Origin of the sequence: Rhodococcus sp. NPDC059969 (genome assembly GCF_042738325.1) — a bacterium.
Lineage (GTDB): Bacteria > Actinomycetota > Actinomycetes > Mycobacteriales > Mycobacteriaceae > Rhodococcus_F.
In genome coordinates this window covers 79495-95030 of the sequence record NZ_JBHWUF010000001.1, presented here as the reverse complement: position 1 = coordinate 95030, position 15536 = coordinate 79495, and the positions used below count along the sequence as shown (strand labels likewise).

Genomic DNA, 15536 nt, shown 5'->3' with positions numbered 1-15536 from the left:
ATGTCGGTCCCTGACGCGGGTATTCCAGCAGTCAGTATTCGTGAAGTCGGGCCACGGGACGGGTTGCAGATCGAAGACCCGGTGTCGCTGGCGGAGAAACTTCGACTTGTCGAAGCTCTGGCTGCGACGGGTGTTTCGCGCATCGAGGCGACGTCGTTCGTCTCGCCGCGCGCTGTGCCGGCATTGGCGGACGCGGAGTTATTGGCCGCAGAACTGCACCAGTGGCCGGGCATCGAGTTCTCGGCATTGGTCGCCGGAATCGGAGGAGCGAAACGGGCCGTCGCTGCAGGAATGAAAACCGTCGAATACGTTGTGTCGGCATCGAATGGACACAGCGAAGCCAACACCCGGTCGACCACCGAGCAAGCAACCGAACGTATCGGAGAAGTCGTTCAGATCGTCCACGACGCCGGTGGGCGGGTAGAGGTCATCGTGGCCACAGCCTGGGACTGCCCGTTCGACGGTCCCACCGATCCGGATCGTGTTCTGCGGATTGCGGAGCAGGCCAAAGAGTTCGGCGCTGATCAGTTCTCGATCGCGGACACCATCGGCACTGCCACGCCGGGGCGTGTCGGACGGTTGATCGACGCCGTGGGCGAAAGAGTGGGCGACTTCGGGTTGGGTGTGCACTTCCACAACACTCGCGGCGCTGGTCTTGCCTGCGCGTTGGCGGCTGTGCAGCACGGTGTTCGAAACCTGGACGCGTCCACCGGCGGTCTAGGCGGTTGTCCGTTCGCTCCAGGTGCCAGTGGCAATATTGCGACTGAGGAACTGGTCTACATGCTCGAAGACATGGGCATTGCGACAGGTATCGACCTGGACGCGAGCATTCGTGCCGCTGCCGTTGCGGAAGAGATTGTGGGCCATGCAGTTCCCAGTAATCTCCTCCGCGCGGGTGATCGGAAGCGATAGGGAGCCTTACTCGTCTCGGCTGGGTGACGCGAGCTGCAGTTTGACCAACTGTTCGTGTGCCGCCGGCGGCCAACCGATGCGCTGCTTCTCCAGATACCATGCACCGGCGGCAAAAATGATCGCTAGGACGATCCAGATCGCGACACTTCCGATCTGGGAGCCCAGGTCGCTCGACGAGGACGCTTCGCCTGTGCTGTAGTCGTATTCCGTTGTCGTGGTGATTCCCTCGACTGCGAAGGTCCACAAAATCGGAAGTGCGCACAGCGCGGCGAGGGCGCGAGCGATATGTGCTGGACGCAGTTCGAAGATCATTCTTTTCTCCTGGTGATCGACCCGGTGAATCTCATTCTCCTCGAAAGCTATTAGGGATCGATGGTGCTGCCTGTAGTCGGATCGACGGACACGGATGCGGTGCCGAGCTCCGCTAACCCTTCTGCCGTATCAGTTGCATTCCGTTGTGATCGAACTCGATTCGTCGAACGTCTTCGGTGTCGACCAGCATCGTGGCCATGGCGGTGCGCCGTGGTGGAAGGATCCGAATAGTCACTTTGCCTCGCGTGATCGCGGTGAGTTCCCGGACGATGCTCGAGTGGATTCGGTCGCGCACAGCGGGGTTCGCGTCATCCATTCCGTGGTCGTCGAGCAGTACCACCTCGACGCCGCGGCTCCGCGCAAGGGCAACGGCATCGACTACGTGATTCTTCTGAAATCCTGGCGCTCGGAGCGAGTCACGTAGTTGAGCTTCGAGAAGCTCACAGGCCAATTTCTCGGTGGAATCCATCGGCACGGCTGAAGCAATCCGCTCGAGCAGGGGCCGGGCCAGCATGTTGAGTCTGTCGAGTTGGGCGTCTCGTTCTTCGATGACTGCCGAAGTGGCTGCTTCCGCGGCGATGCGTTCGGTAGATGCTTGGCGTAGTGCGAAGATCATCTTGGCTCGTGGCCGAATCGTGAGGGCGAAGACCGTCGACATCAAGACTGGCCCGACGTTGGCGAAGGATTCGGAAAAGCCGTACATCGGGCCTTGGCCTGTGACAATCGACCAGGCAATCGAGGAAGCAATTAGTAGAATCACACCGAGCCAGGCGTAGCCCGTTCTTCCCCGCACGCACATGAAGGTGAAGACGACAGTACACATTCCGAAAGGCCAGAGTTGTGCCGGATTATGCACCGGTACCGGCAGTACCATGAACACCGCGCCGCAGGCGACTAAGCCCGTAGCACTGAGAAGGATGCCCTGGGGCAGGGGCATGGGATCCCCGTCGGTCAGGACGATGGAGAAAGCAGCTGCCGACCCAACGAGTACCGCGACCGCCAGCGGCCACCAGGACTTGACTCCGCTTGTCCCGTACGCGGCGGAAATCGAGTACGTGACGGTGAAGCAGACAACCAGAACGAGAGCGGATCTGCTACGCATTCCGAGTAGGTCGCGGATGTCTTTGCCGGCGGTGATGCTCCCCGCGGCGTTGTTCATCGAGGAGCCCCCTCAGGTCTCTGCCAGGACAGAGTGACTGTGGTTCCTGCTCCCGGAGTAGACCCGACGTGCGCTGCACCTCCGGGGATATTGCGTACCCTGGCATGAATGCTCACGGCGATGCCGAGTCGATGTGTCGGTACGGTGCGCGGATCGAAACCGATTCCGTTGTCACGTACCGTCACCTCGATTCGAGTTTCTTCGACAATTGCGTCGACTGAACGGCGTGCGTCCGGCCCTGCGTGTTTCTTACTGTTCCGCAGCGCTTCACTCAAGGCTGCGGCGAGAGCACTCACCGGATCCGACGGAAACTCGACAGTGTTGGCGTCTGGCCCGACGTGTGACGTGAAGGCGACGTTCTCGTCGACCTCCGATGCCGCCGAACGGAGTTGAGCGAGAACCGCATCCGGGTCCAATCGTTCTGCGGACTCGACTCCAGACCGAAGATGGTCCAGGCGGGTCAGTGTGCGTCGGGACTGCTCGGCGACTGTGGAATCGGAGTCGTTTCGCGCCGCAGCCAACAAGGTCGACATCACGGTGTCGTGGATCAGGGCGTTGAAACGTTCCCGTTCGACGTCCTTGGCAGCTGCAGCCGCGGCGCCGGCGGCCGCAGCGTGGGTAGTGGCAATGGTGGCGTCAAGGGTTTGTCCGGTGCGAAGTGCGACGACGGACGCTGCAACAAAAACTGTGCAGAACATCAGCGCAGCGCTGAGGTCCGGAATCAGGAGATAGAACAGGGGTGCTTCACGGATGGTGTGATTGATCAGTTGGACAAGCGTGACTCCAACTCCGAGGTACAGCAGAGCCCAGGCAGGCTGCCATGCAGCTGCGGCCGCGAGCCCGGCGACACCAGGGATGTTGGCGAGCCACGTCCCGAACCCTTGGACATGTTCGCCGGTCCAGGCGGGCCACCACGCGCACGCAACGAGAATGTAGACGATTGCATTGACTGCGGCAGCTCGACGAATCCAGATCGTCTGGGGGAGGAACGTCGAAAGCCCCAATGCCACGGCTGTTCCGAATATCGCGAAGATTGCCACCGGTGTCCACCAGGCCGCGGTGGTTGCTGCTGCGTCCCTGATATTCGGAATCAGGATGAGCAGGTAAAACAAGTAGCCGGTACAGACGAATCTACCGAACAGTCGAAGGATCTTGTCGGTGAAGGTGGAATCGGTAGTACTTGATTGACTCTCATCCGTCAGGGACTGGCGAGGCAGTCCGATCAGAGTTCGTCGATCGTGACTATCTGATCTTGTATCGCTCGCACGAGTAGTTCGCATTTCGTCGGTGCGTTCCTTCCAACGTAGGCATACTTCTCGCGAATCCGGGACAGGTGGGTTCCCACTGTTCCCACGCTTATGTAGAGGTTTTGAGCGACGCGTGACTTCGAATCACTGAGTAGCCACGCCCTGAGAACCTCGACTTCGCGCTCCGAAAGGTGTGGTCCGACAGGTTCTTGTGCCGTGCAGTTTTCCACAGTGACGGTCATGAGTTTCGTCTTTCTTTCGAATAGCGGAATGACAGACTCCCCGACAGCGCCGTCTTCTTACCAGGAGAATGTAAGTCGAAGTTGGTCCTTTGTCCCAGACATCAATTCCTCTGCCCATATTTCCAGGGGCAGCCTTAGCGAAAGTAATTGTCAGCGAAACAGCTTCATTACTGAAGGTCATTGTTGGTCAATGTCAGATTGCTCCCGAAATTCGTCCGTTCCGGAATCGGCAACACCCCGTCCTCGACCGCGCGTTTGTACAGATCAGTCTTTGTGGGGGCCGGCCGTCCGGCGGCCGCATATTTCTGCCTGATGCGCTGGAGGTAGTCGTTGACCGTTTGCGGCGACAATCCGGTGAGCCGCGCAACGCGATCCGCCTTCTCTCCGGATGCGTAAAGTTCGAGTACCTCGAGTTGCCGAGGACTCAGACCCACTTCACCTAGACCTGGATCCCCGTCAATGGCGGCAGCCCACTCCGTCGTCACCACCTGCCCTCCCGACGCGGCGGAACGAATCGCATCAACCACGACGGCAGTCGGCTCGGATTTGCGTACAACACCCAGCACGCCGGCACGGGCGGCCGAGCGAACGAGAAACGGGTTCTCTGCTCCGGTGAAGATCAATGTCTCGAGCCCGGCTGCCCGCAGTTGCTCGACGTTGCTCTTGGGCGATGACCCGTCAGCCAGCCGGAGGTCGAGAATTGCCAAATCCACGGCGACGTTCTGAGCGAGCAGTTCGGACACGGTGGTCGCGATGCACACCAACTCGAGATCTGGCTCGTCCTTCAGCATCACGGACAAGCCGATAGCCACCGACTCGTGGTCTTCCACCAACCCGACACGGCGGTGTGGAAATACTGTTTGCTCTGACATACGAACGATTCCCTCCTCTCGATGCGAAGACGTTATCAGGGAAGCTGACCGGTTGGTCTGGATAAAGTTATCGGCTGGCTAAGTTTTGAAGTCAGCCTGGACTGTTTTACGTTTCAGCTCTACAGTTGTCTTGTGACCGAGACCACGTCTGATGCGAAAGTAAGCCGTACGCAGGCCGAACGAACTGCCGCGATGCGTGGGCGCCTGCTCGACGCCGCCGTCGAGTCGCTGGTCGAACTGGGCTACGCACGGACCAGTACGCAAGAGATCGCCCGCCGCGCAGGCGTTTCGCGGGGTACGCAACTGCATCATTTTCCGACGAAGGAATCGCTGGTCGTTGCAGCCGTCGAGTATTTGGTCGACAAGCGACTGGAAGAAATCCTCACCGCTGAAGTGGATCGCGGTCGAGGCCTCGAGGTCCTGGCGGACGCGTTCTCCGGGCCGCTGTTCTATGCCGCCCTCGAATTGTGGGTCGCGGCGCGAACCGATCCCGTTCTGCACGCGGCGACGGTGCCTCTCGAACGCAAGGTAAGTGAGGCACTCGAATTCGGTAGCGCGGAGTTGTTCGGCGATCGCTTCGATTCCGAATCGGTCGAACTCACCATCGAACTAGTCCGTGGGCTTGCCGTCTCAGCCCTTTTCCGTACATCCGAAGCCGACGACGCGCTCAGAGCGCGACTGTTGCCGGCCTGGCAATCCCGAGTGGAGAAGAAGTGAAGCTTCCCGAACATGTCGAAACGTTGATCGTCGGTGCCGGATTCGCGGGTATGGGTTTGGCGGCCAGAATGCTCCGCGACAACCGAGCAGCGGACGTCGTGTTGATCGAGCGCGGAGCTGATATCGGTGGCACCTGGCGCGACAACACCTATCCAGGCTGTGCCTGTGACGTGCCGACGGCGTTGTACTCGTATTCTTTTGCGCCGAGCGCCGATTGGAGTCACACGTTCGCTCGTCAGCCCGAGATTTACGACTACTTGAAGAAGGTGGCTGCAGACACCGGCATCGGGGATCGCGTAGTCCTGAACTGCGAGCTAGAAGCTGCTGTTTGGGACGAGGATGCGGCGCTGTGGCGTATTCGAACATCCCGAGGGTCCTTGACGGCCAAGACTCTGGTCGCTGCGACCGGGGCGTTGTCGACGCCCAAGATCCCGGATTTCCCCGGTCTCGACCAATTCTCGGGGACCACTTTCCATTCGGCGACGTGGAAGCACGAACACGAACTGCGTGGTGAGCGCGTAGCCGTGATCGGAACGGGAGCGTCGGCGGTTCAGTTCGTTCCCGAAATTGCCGATCCGGCGGCCCACGTCACCGTGTTCCAGAGAACTCCGGCCTGGGTGATCCCGCGAATGGATCGCACCCTGCCTGCTGCGCAGAAGGCCGTGTACTCGCGGATTCCCGCTACACAGAAGGTGGTTCGGGGATGGGTTTACGGCTTCCGTGAACTACTCGGTGCCGCGATGTCGCACGCGACGTGGGTGCTGCCTGCCTTCGAGGCGGCCGCGCGCGTCCATCTGCGCCGACAGGTGAAAGATCCGGAGTTGCGCCGGAAACTGACTCCCGATTTCACGATCGGTTGCAAGCGCATGCTCCTGTCCAACGACTGGTTGCGCACCCTTGACCGCGCGGACGTGAGTCTGGTCGACAGTGGGCTCGTCTCGGTCACCGAAAACGGAGTGGTCGACGGACGCGGAGTCGAGCACAAAGTCGACACCATCATCTTCGCCACGGGGTTCACACCGACGGAACCTCCTGTAGCGCATCTGATCACAGGAAAGTGGGGCGAGACGCTGGCCGCGCATTGGAACGGAAGCCCCAATGCGTACAAAGGCACTGCGGTGAGCGGGTTCCCGAATCTGTTCCTCATGTACGGTCCGAACACCAACCTCGGTCACAGTTCGATCGTCTACATGCTCGAGTCCCAGGCCGAGTACGTCAACGACGCCTTGAACACCATGAAGCGTGAGCGACTGGACGCTCTCGATGTCAACGAGTCGGTACAGGTGCACTACAACAAGGGAATTCAGCACGAGTTGAAGCACACGGTGTGGAACAAGGGTGGATGCTCGAGCTGGTACATCGATCCGGAGGGACGCAACTCGGTGCAGTGGCCGACGTTCACTTTCAAATTCCGGTCGCTGCTGGAGCATTTCGATCGTGAGAACTACTCGGCTCGCAAGATCGAGAGCGTAGAGGCATGACCACGACGCACTACGACGTGGTGGTGGTCGGATCGGGATTCGGTGGCAGTGTCGCCGCTCTTCGCCTGACGGAGAAGGGTTACCGCGTCGGGGTGCTTGAAGCCGGTCGACGGTTTTCCGACGACGAGCTACCCGAAACCAGTTGGCGACTGCGAAAGTATCTGTGGGCGCCTTGGATTGGGTGCTACGGCGTGCAGCGAATCCATCTGCTTCCGGATGTGCTGGTGATGGCGGGATCCGGGGTTGGCGGAGGATCGTTGAACTACGCCAACACGTTGTATCAGCCACCCAGGCGGTTCTTCGAAGACCGTCAGTGGGCGCACATCACGGACTGGCACGACGAGCTGGCGCCGTACTACGACCAGGCCAAGCGGATGTTGGGTGTTCGCACCAATCCGTCCTTCACTCCCGCCGATGCGGTGATGAAGGAGGTAGCGGAAGAAATGGGTGTGGGGGAGACCTTCACGTCCACACCCGTCGGCGTCTTCTTCGGGGAGGCGGGAGTTTCCGTGCCGGACCCGTTCTTCGGCGGGAAGGGACCCGAGCGCACCGGCTGCACCGAATGCGGGGGATGCATGACCGGGTGCCGCGTGGGGGCAAAGAACACGCTGGTCAAGAACTACCTCCATCTTGCCGAGCAAGCGGGCGCCAGAGTGCATCCGCTCACGACCGTCACCGACCTGCGGCCGGCGGCAAGCGGTGGGTACCACCTGCTGGCGAGGCGAACGGATGGCGTCCGCCGACGAGAAGTTCGGTTCACCGCCGACCAAGTGGTGGTTGCCGCCGGAACGTACGGAACGGCGAGACTGCTGCTCGGTATGAAGGAATCCGGTGCCTTGCCGGGCCTGTCGGACACTCTGGGCACCGTCATACGTACCAATTCCGAAGCCGTACTGGCCGCAACGTCGAAGTCGCGTCGACAGAACTTTACGCAGGGTGTCGCGATCACATCGTCATTTCACCCCGACGATCACACTCACATCGAACCGGTGCGATACGGCAAGGGCAGCAATGCAATAGGGCTTCTGCAGACCGTCCTGAGTGACGGAGGTGGGCGAACTCCCCGGGTGCTGAAGACCCTGGCTGTCGCGGCCCGGCACCCAGGGGCATTCTTGCGATCGTTGTCGGTGCGGAACTGGTCCGAGCGAACCGTCATCGCGCTGGTGATGCAGACCGACGACAACTCCCTCGAACTCTCCAAGAACACCAAACGATTCGGACGTTCACTCACCAGCAGGCCGGGACCGGGTGATCCGCCTCCTCAGTGGATTCCGCAGGGCCATAAAGCTATTCGTAAGGTAGCCGCTAAGATCGACGGCGACCCGGGAGGTTCCATCGCCGAGATCGTGAACATCCCGATGACGGCGCACTTTCTGGGCGGCTGCGCGATCGGTGACGACGCGTCCAGTGGCGTCGTGGACCCGTATCTGCGTGCATACGGTCATGAGGGACTGCACGTCATGGACGGTTCGGTGGTGAGCGCGAATCTCGGAGTGAATCCTTCCCTGACCATCACGGCACAGGCGGAACGAGCGTGCGCGATGTGGCCGAACAAAGGTGGCGCGGACGCCCGCCCGGAGGCCGGCGAGCCATACGTACGTATCGATCCGACTTTGCCGTCCGATCCGGTGGTGCCGACGCATGCACCAGGAGCTTTGCGGCTTCCCCTGACCATTCGAGCTGAGAAGGTGTCCGATGTGGAGCGTGCCTGAATCGACAAGTGACCGCGTCGACTGGCCGGTGAGTGATCCGCCGCCATGGCCTGCTCGCGTTCGCGCGACATTGTGGTGGCACCGCAGTACGTCGGCGGCGCGCGAGCTCGGGCCGGACGGTCGAACGATCCCGATGACGGTGGCCATGATGGTGGACTACCTTGATTCTCCGGTCGGTCCGTATCGCGAGATCCTCGCCAGCCCCGTCTTGCATGCGCCGGGAAAACGGATCGGGCCGATGCCGCGAATGACGGTCCCTTTCATCGCGGTGGATTCGGAACCGTCGGTGCACGGCGGACGGGTCCACTGGCAACTGCCGAAGGTTCTGGCCGAGTTCGACGGAGACGTGCAGCGGAAATTCACGGCAACCGGTGACGGATGGCGGGTGCGCTCGGACACGCGGATGTTCGGGCCGCGTCTGCCGATTGCCGGGGCGTTGGGGTTTGCACAGCCGGAATCCGGCGGCGGTGTGGCGATTGCGTCGGCGAGGCTGGCCGGATCGTTCCGATACGCGCGTGTGAGCGTCGAGGCAGAGGGGCCGACACTGCCGAGCTGGCTGGCTGCGGGCACCCATCACGGTGTCGTGATTCTGGGCGGCAAAATGACTACGGGAGCAGCCGAGCACAGGTAGTAGTTGGTTTGACCCGCGGAAAAGCGACCAAGGCCGCCCCTGTCAGGGACCGGGCGGCCTTGGTCGTGTGGTGTGAAAGTCAGGTGTCGACGTCTCACAGGCGCCTCTCGGCGGGTGGTCGCTCGCAGCGACAAAAGGGGTGGGGCCCGGGGCTTGTTCGGACGCCGACAGGGTGTTCAACGGTGGTCTGCCCGAATTTGTTCCCGGGGATCGCCAAGTAGTTTCAGACGCGGTGTGCAGTGAGTTCAGGCAGGGCCGAAGAGTTCAGGCAGGGCCGAGTTGGGCGAGTTCCTTTTTCAGTGCCGTGCACAGGTCCGATCCCGCGGGGCCGCTCAGCGCTGACCGCAGTCGGTTGAAATAAGTTCGCGGCGACAGACCGAAAGTGACGAAGATGTCCTCGGCAGTGGCACCGTTCCACGGGCGCCACAGGATTGCGAAGTCGATGAGGTCGTCCGCATACGACCCACGATTTCGCGAGCGTTTGGCGCGTCGAACCTGACATTCGTGGGTGGTTGCGACGCTCGTCCCTGCACAGGGCTGAGGTGGCATCTTCGTCACTCGGTTCACAGGAGTCTCCTGAGCTGGTCGGGCACTCACATGACCAGCACGCCGCCGTCCACGGGCAGTGCGACGCCGGTGATGTAACGCGCTTCGTCGGAGGCGAGGAATTTGACGGCGTTGGTGACATCGTCGTTCTCGACCCACGGGATCGGGTAGAGGATCATGTCGCCGGAGGCCTTGGCGAAGTCGTCGCGACCCGGATTGTCCGTGCCGGGAACGAACTGGTTGTACATCGCCTGGTTCTGCACCATCTCGGTGTCGACCTGCGTCGGGTTCACGGTATTGACGCGAATGCGATGCGGAGCGAGTTCCTGGGCGAGGGTCTTCATCAATCCCACGACGCCGTGCTTGGCCGAAACATAGTGTCCGACGCCCGTGTACGCGCGTAGCCCGGCAACGGAGGCAGTGAGAACGATCGCGCCGCCGGTGCCTTGTTCGATCATGTGGGGGATCGCGGCCTTGACGGTGCGCCACACACCGCTGAGGTTGACGTCGATCATTTCGCCCCACTTCTCCTCGTCCAACTCGTGCGCGTTCCCGAAGGAGAGGATGCCTGCGTTGGCGATGACGATGTCGACGTGACCGAAGCGATCGAGCCCGGCTTCAAGGGCCAGCTTGACCGAGTCGAAGTTGCGCACGTCGGCGTGCGAGAAGATGATCCTGCCGCCTGCTTCTTCGACGAGACGGATTGTTTCCTGGACGTCGTCCTCCGTGGCCAAGGGGTACGGCACGGTGTCGTTGTCCTTGACGGAGTCGAGAGCGATGATGTTCGCGCCCTCCTGCGCCAGCCGCAATGCGTGATTACGCCCTTGTCCGCGAGCAGCACCCGTGATGAATGCGACCTTGCCTTCGAATCGTCCGGTCATGGGGATCCTCCTGTTACTGAAATTGTTGTGTACGTGGGTGATCGGAGAGCTATTTGACGAGTACGCCTGCATCGACGGGCAGTGCGACGCCGGTGATGTACCTGGCTTCGTCGGATGCGAGGAAAAGCACGGCATTGCTGACGTCGACGGATTCGACCCACGGGATGGGCAGCGCGTTCATTGCTTGCGACAACGGGGCGAAATCCTTACGGGTCGGCTTGTCGATGTCCGGACAGAACAACTTGTACATCGCGTCGTTCATGATCATCGGAGTGTCGACCTGGGTGGGGTTCACCGTGTTGACCCGGATTCGGTGGGGGGCGAGTTCTTGGGCGAGGGTTTTCATCAATCCGTTGACGCCATGTTTTGCGGCTGTGTAGTGCGCGATGTTGCCGTATCCCTTGAGTCCGGCCGCCGAACTGGTCAGGATGATCGCGCCCCCGACGCCCTGTTCGATGAGGTAGGGGATTGCTGCTTTGGCGGTTCGCCACGTGCCGCTGAGATCGATGTCGACGACAGTGCCCCACTGGCTTTCGGTGAGTTCGTGTGTAGGCGAGGGGATGTTGATACCGACGTTGGCACAGACGATATCGACGTGCCCGAACTGGTCGACTCCGCGGCCGAGGACACCCTTGATCGCGGTGAAGTCGCGAACATCGGCCACCTCGGCCAGAATTCGTCCACCGACGGCCTCGACCGACCGGACGGTCTCGGCGAGGTCGGCTTCGCTTGCCAGCGAGTACGGAACGCCTTCGACGTCGGAGCAGATGTCGAGCGCGATGATGTCTGCGCCTTCCTCGGCCAAGCGGATCGCATGTGCACGGCCCTGGCCGCGTGCTGCGCCGGTGACGAACGCGACCTTGCCCGAAACTCTTCCGGTGGTGCGTGCTCTGGTGGTCACTTGATCACTCCGTATCGGCGTCGGTCAATGGTGAGGGCAACTGCGGCAATCACCACGATGCCCTTGATAACGAGTTGTGTGTAGGGGTCGACGGAGGTCAGGTCCATTCCGGCGCTCAGCAACACGATCACGAGAGCGCCGAGGATCGTTCGATGTGGGCCGCCGACGCCACCGGACAGTGCGGTGCCGCCCACCACCACGGCTGCAATGGAATTGAGCAGGCTGGGGCCTGCACCCATCGGGACGCCGGTGCTGGCCTGGCCGGTGAAGATGATTCCGGCAATCGCGGCGACGGCTCCGGCGACCGCGAAGACCGCAAGTTTGGTGCGTCGTACGCGAACACCGACGAGTGCCGCGGCGCGTTCGTTGCCACCGACCGCATACATGTGGCGACCGAACGACGTACCGAATGCCAGGACTGTCGCGCCGATGGTCAGCAGGATTGCAATCAGTGCCCCGTTGGGGACGTTGGGAATCATTGACTCGTTCACCAGGCTCTGGAGAAGATTCGAATTATAGGAAACAGGACCGCCTTTGGAGACGGTGTTGGAAATTCCGTCGAGTACGGACATCATTCCCAGCGTCACCAGGAACGACGGAACCTTGAGCATTGTCGTGATCAGTCCGTTGACCAGTCCGACCAGGGCCCCGGCGACGATCACCATGACTATCGCCAACGGGCCACCGAACTTGTCGATCCACGTGGCGATCAGAATTCCGGCGAGAGTGGCCGTCGCCGCCACCGAAAGATCGATACCACCGATCAGGATGACAAACGTGCCGGCGAGCGCGAGCACGGTCAGGAAAGCCATCTGGTTGAGAATGTTCTGCGCGGACGTCGCAGTGATGAAACTTTCCGTGCGCCACTGGAAATAGATGATCAGGACCAGCACTGCAACCGTCGGAACAACTATGTTGCGGTGCTGATCGAGTCGACTCAGCAGACCGCGCGCGCCTGACGGCGCTGCGGCATCGCTGGCCGGCGATTGCTTCGAGAGTGTCTGGGTCACTGCATTCCTCACATCATGTGCTTGATCACGTCGACTTCGGCGGGCTTGTGCTCTGCAGGGGCCGCCAGCTCTGCGCTGATGACCCCGTCCTTCATGACCACGATTCGGTCGGACATTCCGATCACTTCTTCGAGAGATTCGGCGCACAGCAGCACACCGACCCCCGACGCAGCCATCGATCGGACCAAACCGTAGATCTCCTCTCGCGTTCCGACGTCGATTCCGCGCGTCGGATCGCTGAGGACCAGCACTTTGCATTCGCGACCTTGCCACCGAGCGAAGATCGCCTTCTGTTGGTTTCCGCCACTGAGTTCCCCGATGGGCGTCGACAACGACGGGGCCTTGACCTGCAGCGCGCGGGCCAGCTGCGTCGTCCGTTCCCTTTCGGTGCGCAGACGCAATAGCCGCGTCCACGGGTGGCGGAGGAGATCGAGGAAGCCGATCGAGATGTTGTTTCTGATCGATGCGCTGCGGAACAGGGAGTCCTGGGCGCGCTCCGGTGGGACGTACAGGACTCCGGCTGCCACGGCGGCGGGAACCGACCAGTGCTCGTGCGCAGTACCTTCGACGTGAATTGAACCCGTCGACAACGACTCCGCACCCGCGACTGCTGCAGCCACCGACGCTTTCCCCGAACCGATGACTCCAGCCAGTCCCACTACCTCGCCCGGTCGCACAACAAGATCGACCGACTCGAACTCGCCTGCGCTGCTTGCATCTCGGAGTTCGATCAACGGCTTCGTCGACAGTGCTCCGGTCTGTTCGCCTTCGCGGTAGTAGTCGGCGCTGCGCTCGCTACCCACCATCAATTCGTGCAGTCGCTCGGCCGTGACGCCGTCAGCGGAGAGCGTTTCGATGGACCGCCCGTCGCGAAGTACGAGTAGCCGTGTGCTGATCCGCAGGACGTCTTGCAGGATGTGGGAGACGAAGATGAACGACACCCGATCGCGCCACCCTTCGATCAACGCGAAGAGGATTTCCACCTCGGTCTCGGTCAACGCGCTTGTCGGCTCGTCGAGCAGGATCACCGGCGCTTCGGTGGCGTCGGTGATCCGCGAGAATGCACGTGCGATCTCGACCAGTTGCCTTTGCGGGTAGGTCAATTCGGCGACAACGGCGTCGGCGCGCAGCCCCTCGATGCCGAGTGTGTCGAGTAGCGACTGGGCGGCGTCGCGCATTCTCCGACGCCGGCCGGGTCCCCAACCACCTATCTCGCCCTCACGTCCGAGATAGATGTTCTCGTACACCCGCAGTGCATCGACCAATGACTGCTCCTGGACCACCACGGAGATTCCGAGTTCGCGGAGAGTGCGCGAGTCGCCGAGTTCCACGTGTGTCCCGTTGACATCGAGGCTTCCGGCGTCGGGACGCACCGTTCCCGTCAAAACGCCGATCAGCGTTGACTTTCCGGCGCCGTTCTCACCGATCAAGCCGAGAACGTCACCTCGGCTGACGTCGAGTGAGACGTCCTGGAGGGCGTGAACGGGTCCGTAACTCTTGCAGACCCCACGCAAGCTGATGGTTGCTGTGTCGCTCACCTTCGTATCACTCATTCTCAGGCCACGAGTTGGTCTTTGTACTGCAGCAACGGGCCCGAGCGGAACGCGGCTGCGTACTCGGTGCGTACTCCGGTGATATCTGCAGAGTTCCAAGCGCTGTTCAGCGTGTATTGGTCCTGCGATACGCCGGCGTAGTACTCCCGCGGATCGATCGGGTTGAGTACGGTCTGCGGGTCCCAATCGTCAGGATGCAGGGCCTTGCTCATTTTTGCCCAGTCGAACGGAAGTGTGGGTGCGTACACGGTTTTCAGTACGTCGTCGGCGATCTCCGGAGTCACCAGGAGTGCTCCCTGTGAAAGGAATCGCTCCGGCAGAGACAGGTCGACGCCGTTGAGTTGATCGAAGATGGTGACACCGAGAATTCCTGCCGTGAGTCCGCCGACCGTTGCACTGGTCAGGTATTGCTTTCCCTGCGCGATGTATTCGACGTTCTGCTTGTTACCGTCGAATCCGACCACGATCTTGCCCGTGATCTTCGCGGCGTCCAGTGCCGCGATGACTCCTGCAGCTTGACTGTCGTTCTGCGCGAACACCCCGACGAAGTCCGGCACCGAAGGCAAGATGTTCGTGAACGCCTTTCTCGCGTCTTCCGAAGTCCAGTTGCCCGGCGACGCGGTGACGATCTTGATTCCCGGGTAGTCCTTGGCCGCGGCGTTCAGTCCAGCTGTCCGTTGATCGTCGGAAGACGAACCCTTCTGCCCCGGAACATGAATGATGGTTCCGTTGCCGCCGACCTTGTCGAACAAAGCCTTGGCGGTTGCGACGGCGATCTTGGTGGACGGCGGTGTGATGAAGCGGACCCACTTGTCCGCGTCGGCCGGTGTGTACCAGGCGGGCGCCGTGTACGAGCTGGCATACAGAATCCCGGCTGCCTGGCAGGCTTTCGTGACAGCTGCCGCTTGAGCTTCGGTGGCGGGAGTACCGAAGATCGACTTGCCGCCCGAAGCGCGGACGTTGCCTACCTGACCCAGCGCAGTGTTGACGTTGCCCTGGTCCTCCACCGAGGACATGCTCACGCCCAGCGCGTCCATCGCCTGCTTGCCGCCGTCCGAGAACGCGACGAAGTAGTCGTTGGAGAGAGTTGTGACCTGGCAGAGGGTCTTTTCCTGGACTTTGCCGGCGCCGGCGCCACCGCCGGCGGCGGTACTGGTGGAACTGCCGCCTGCTCCGCAGGCCACTGCGCCGAGGGTGATGCCTGCTGCGCCCATTGCGGCGAAGAAGGAACGTCGGGTCAGTGGATGAGAGAACGTCGCGTTTCGTGCGACGTCCACGATCTTCGATTCGATCGAAGGCATGATCACATCCTTGGTCTCACAAGAGGGGGCTCGAGAGGTTGTCTCGAGGTGTGGAGGAA

At 61.4% G+C, this 15536-nt stretch carries 16 protein-coding genes; 5 read left to right on the top strand and 11 right to left on the bottom strand.

Translation table 11 applies throughout. The features are described from left to right. Entirely contained in the window at window positions 1-912 is a 912-nt protein-coding gene (locus ACFWAD_RS00475) for a hydroxymethylglutaryl-CoA lyase (protein WP_378445694.1), read from the top strand. A gap of 6 nt (window positions 913-918) precedes the next feature. Here ACFWAD_RS00475 and ACFWAD_RS00470 read toward each other — a convergent pair whose 3' ends face one another. The 5 genes from ACFWAD_RS00470 to ACFWAD_RS00450 form a co-directional block, all read right to left on the bottom strand. Next, the gene (locus ACFWAD_RS00470) at window positions 919-1224 is read right to left on the bottom strand and encodes a hypothetical protein (protein WP_378445695.1); all 306 of its coding nucleotides are present in this window, start codon (window positions 1222-1224) and stop codon (window positions 919-921) included. 112 nt (window positions 1225-1336) lie between these two features. Continuing rightward, window positions 1337-2383 carry a hypothetical protein gene (locus tag ACFWAD_RS00465; protein ID WP_378540511.1) on the bottom strand — a complete coding sequence of 349 codons (1047 nt, stop codon included), beginning with the start codon at window positions 2381-2383 and terminating at the stop codon, window positions 1337-1339. Further along, a complete protein-coding gene (locus ACFWAD_RS00460; protein ID WP_378540509.1) occupies window positions 2380-3423 on the bottom strand; it encodes a sensor histidine kinase in 1044 nt (347 codons plus the stop codon). Before ACFWAD_RS00460 ends, ACFWAD_RS00465 begins: the two co-directional genes overlap by 4 nt. Before the next feature lie 182 nt (window positions 3424-3605). Next, window positions 3606-3872, bottom strand: a complete 267-nt coding sequence (locus ACFWAD_RS00455) for a response regulator transcription factor (protein ID WP_378537032.1) — start codon at window positions 3870-3872, stop codon at window positions 3606-3608. A 167-nt stretch (window positions 3873-4039) separates the two neighbouring features. Next, window positions 4040-4744: a LuxR C-terminal-related transcriptional regulator gene (locus ACFWAD_RS00450; RefSeq protein ID WP_378540507.1), complete on the bottom strand. Its 705-nt coding sequence runs from the start codon at window positions 4742-4744 to the stop codon at window positions 4040-4042. A gap of 192 nt (window positions 4745-4936) precedes the next feature. On the opposite strand from ACFWAD_RS00450, the gene ACFWAD_RS00445 reads away from it, so the two are divergent. Genes ACFWAD_RS00445 through ACFWAD_RS00430 form a run of 4 tightly spaced genes read left to right on the top strand, consistent with a single transcriptional unit; the run spans window position 4937 to window position 9285 of the window. Then, window positions 4937-5461 carry a TetR/AcrR family transcriptional regulator gene (locus ACFWAD_RS00445; RefSeq protein ID WP_223304522.1) on the top strand — a complete coding sequence of 175 codons (525 nt, stop codon included), beginning with the start codon at window positions 4937-4939 and terminating at the stop codon, window positions 5459-5461. Next, a complete protein-coding gene (locus tag ACFWAD_RS00440) occupies window positions 5458-6942 on the top strand; it encodes a flavin-containing monooxygenase (protein ID WP_378540505.1) in 1485 nt (494 codons plus the stop codon). The genes ACFWAD_RS00445 and ACFWAD_RS00440 overlap by 4 nt, the downstream gene beginning before the upstream one ends. Next, the gene (locus ACFWAD_RS00435) at window positions 6939-8654 is read left to right on the top strand and encodes a GMC oxidoreductase (protein ID WP_378540503.1); all 1716 of its coding nucleotides are present in this window, start codon (window positions 6939-6941) and stop codon (window positions 8652-8654) included. The genes ACFWAD_RS00440 and ACFWAD_RS00435 overlap by 4 nt, the downstream gene beginning before the upstream one ends. After that, window positions 8638-9285, top strand: a complete 648-nt coding sequence (locus tag ACFWAD_RS00430) for a hypothetical protein (protein WP_378540501.1) — start codon at window positions 8638-8640, stop codon at window positions 9283-9285. Before ACFWAD_RS00435 ends, ACFWAD_RS00430 begins: the two co-directional genes overlap by 17 nt. Before the next feature lie 264 nt (window positions 9286-9549). Here the strand turns inward: ACFWAD_RS00430 and ACFWAD_RS00425 are convergent, their stop codons facing one another. Genes ACFWAD_RS00425 through ACFWAD_RS00400 form a run of 6 tightly spaced genes read right to left on the bottom strand, consistent with a single transcriptional unit; the run spans window position 9550 to window position 15477 of the window. Continuing rightward, on the bottom strand, window positions 9550-9852 hold the full coding sequence (locus tag ACFWAD_RS00425; protein ID WP_378540499.1) for a hypothetical protein: 303 nt from the start codon (window positions 9850-9852) through the stop codon (window positions 9550-9552). Window positions 9853-9878: 26 nt separating this feature from the next. Continuing rightward, window positions 9879-10712 (bottom strand): mycofactocin-coupled SDR family oxidoreductase, encoded by an 834-nt coding sequence (locus tag ACFWAD_RS00420; RefSeq protein ID WP_378540497.1) that lies wholly within the window; start codon window positions 10710-10712, stop codon window positions 9879-9881. A 49-nt stretch (window positions 10713-10761) separates the two neighbouring features. Continuing rightward, entirely contained in the window at window positions 10762-11613 is an 852-nt protein-coding gene (locus ACFWAD_RS00415; RefSeq protein ID WP_378537044.1) for a mycofactocin-coupled SDR family oxidoreductase, read from the bottom strand. Next, window positions 11610-12623 carry an ABC transporter permease gene (locus ACFWAD_RS00410; protein WP_378537046.1) on the bottom strand — a complete coding sequence of 338 codons (1014 nt, stop codon included), beginning with the start codon at window positions 12621-12623 and terminating at the stop codon, window positions 11610-11612. Before ACFWAD_RS00410 ends, ACFWAD_RS00415 begins: the two co-directional genes overlap by 4 nt. Before the next feature lie 8 nt (window positions 12624-12631). After that, on the bottom strand, window positions 12632-14161 hold the full coding sequence (locus ACFWAD_RS00405) for a sugar ABC transporter ATP-binding protein (RefSeq protein WP_378445706.1): 1530 nt from the start codon (window positions 14159-14161) through the stop codon (window positions 12632-12634). A gap of 17 nt (window positions 14162-14178) precedes the next feature. Further along, the gene (locus tag ACFWAD_RS00400) at window positions 14179-15477 is read right to left on the bottom strand and encodes a sugar ABC transporter substrate-binding protein (protein WP_143542547.1); all 1299 of its coding nucleotides are present in this window, start codon (window positions 15475-15477) and stop codon (window positions 14179-14181) included. Between the last annotated feature and the right edge of the window lie 59 nt (window positions 15478-15536).

Excerpts from the sequence above, each read along its gene's own strand:
- ACFWAD_RS00475 (WP_378445694.1), top strand. The coding sequence starts at position 1 with ATGTCGGTCCCTGACGCGGGTATTCCAGCAGTCAGTATTCGTGAAGTC.
- ACFWAD_RS00470 (WP_378445695.1), bottom strand. The coding sequence starts at position 1,224 with ATGATCTTCGAACTGCGTCCAGCACATATCGCTCGCGCCCTCGCCGCG.
- ACFWAD_RS00465 (WP_378540511.1), bottom strand. The coding sequence starts at position 2,383 with ATGAACAACGCCGCGGGGAGCATCACCGCCGGCAAAGACATCCGCGAC.
- ACFWAD_RS00455 (WP_378537032.1), bottom strand. The coding sequence starts at position 3,872 with ATGACCGTCACTGTGGAAAACTGCACGGCACAAGAACCTGTCGGACCA.
- ACFWAD_RS00450 (WP_378540507.1), bottom strand. The coding sequence starts at position 4,744 with ATGTCAGAGCAAACAGTATTTCCACACCGCCGTGTCGGGTTGGTGGAA.
- ACFWAD_RS00445 (WP_223304522.1), top strand. The coding sequence starts at position 4,937 with ATGCGTGGGCGCCTGCTCGACGCCGCCGTCGAGTCGCTGGTCGAACTG.
- ACFWAD_RS00435 (WP_378540503.1), top strand. The coding sequence starts at position 6,939 with ATGACCACGACGCACTACGACGTGGTGGTGGTCGGATCGGGATTCGGT.
- ACFWAD_RS00430 (WP_378540501.1), top strand. The coding sequence starts at position 8,638 with ATGTGGAGCGTGCCTGAATCGACAAGTGACCGCGTCGACTGGCCGGTG.
- ACFWAD_RS00420 (WP_378540497.1), bottom strand. The coding sequence starts at position 10,712 with ATGACCGGACGATTCGAAGGCAAGGTCGCATTCATCACGGGTGCTGCT.
- ACFWAD_RS00400 (WP_143542547.1), bottom strand. The coding sequence starts at position 15,477 with ATGCCTTCGATCGAATCGAAGATCGTGGACGTCGCACGAAACGCGACG.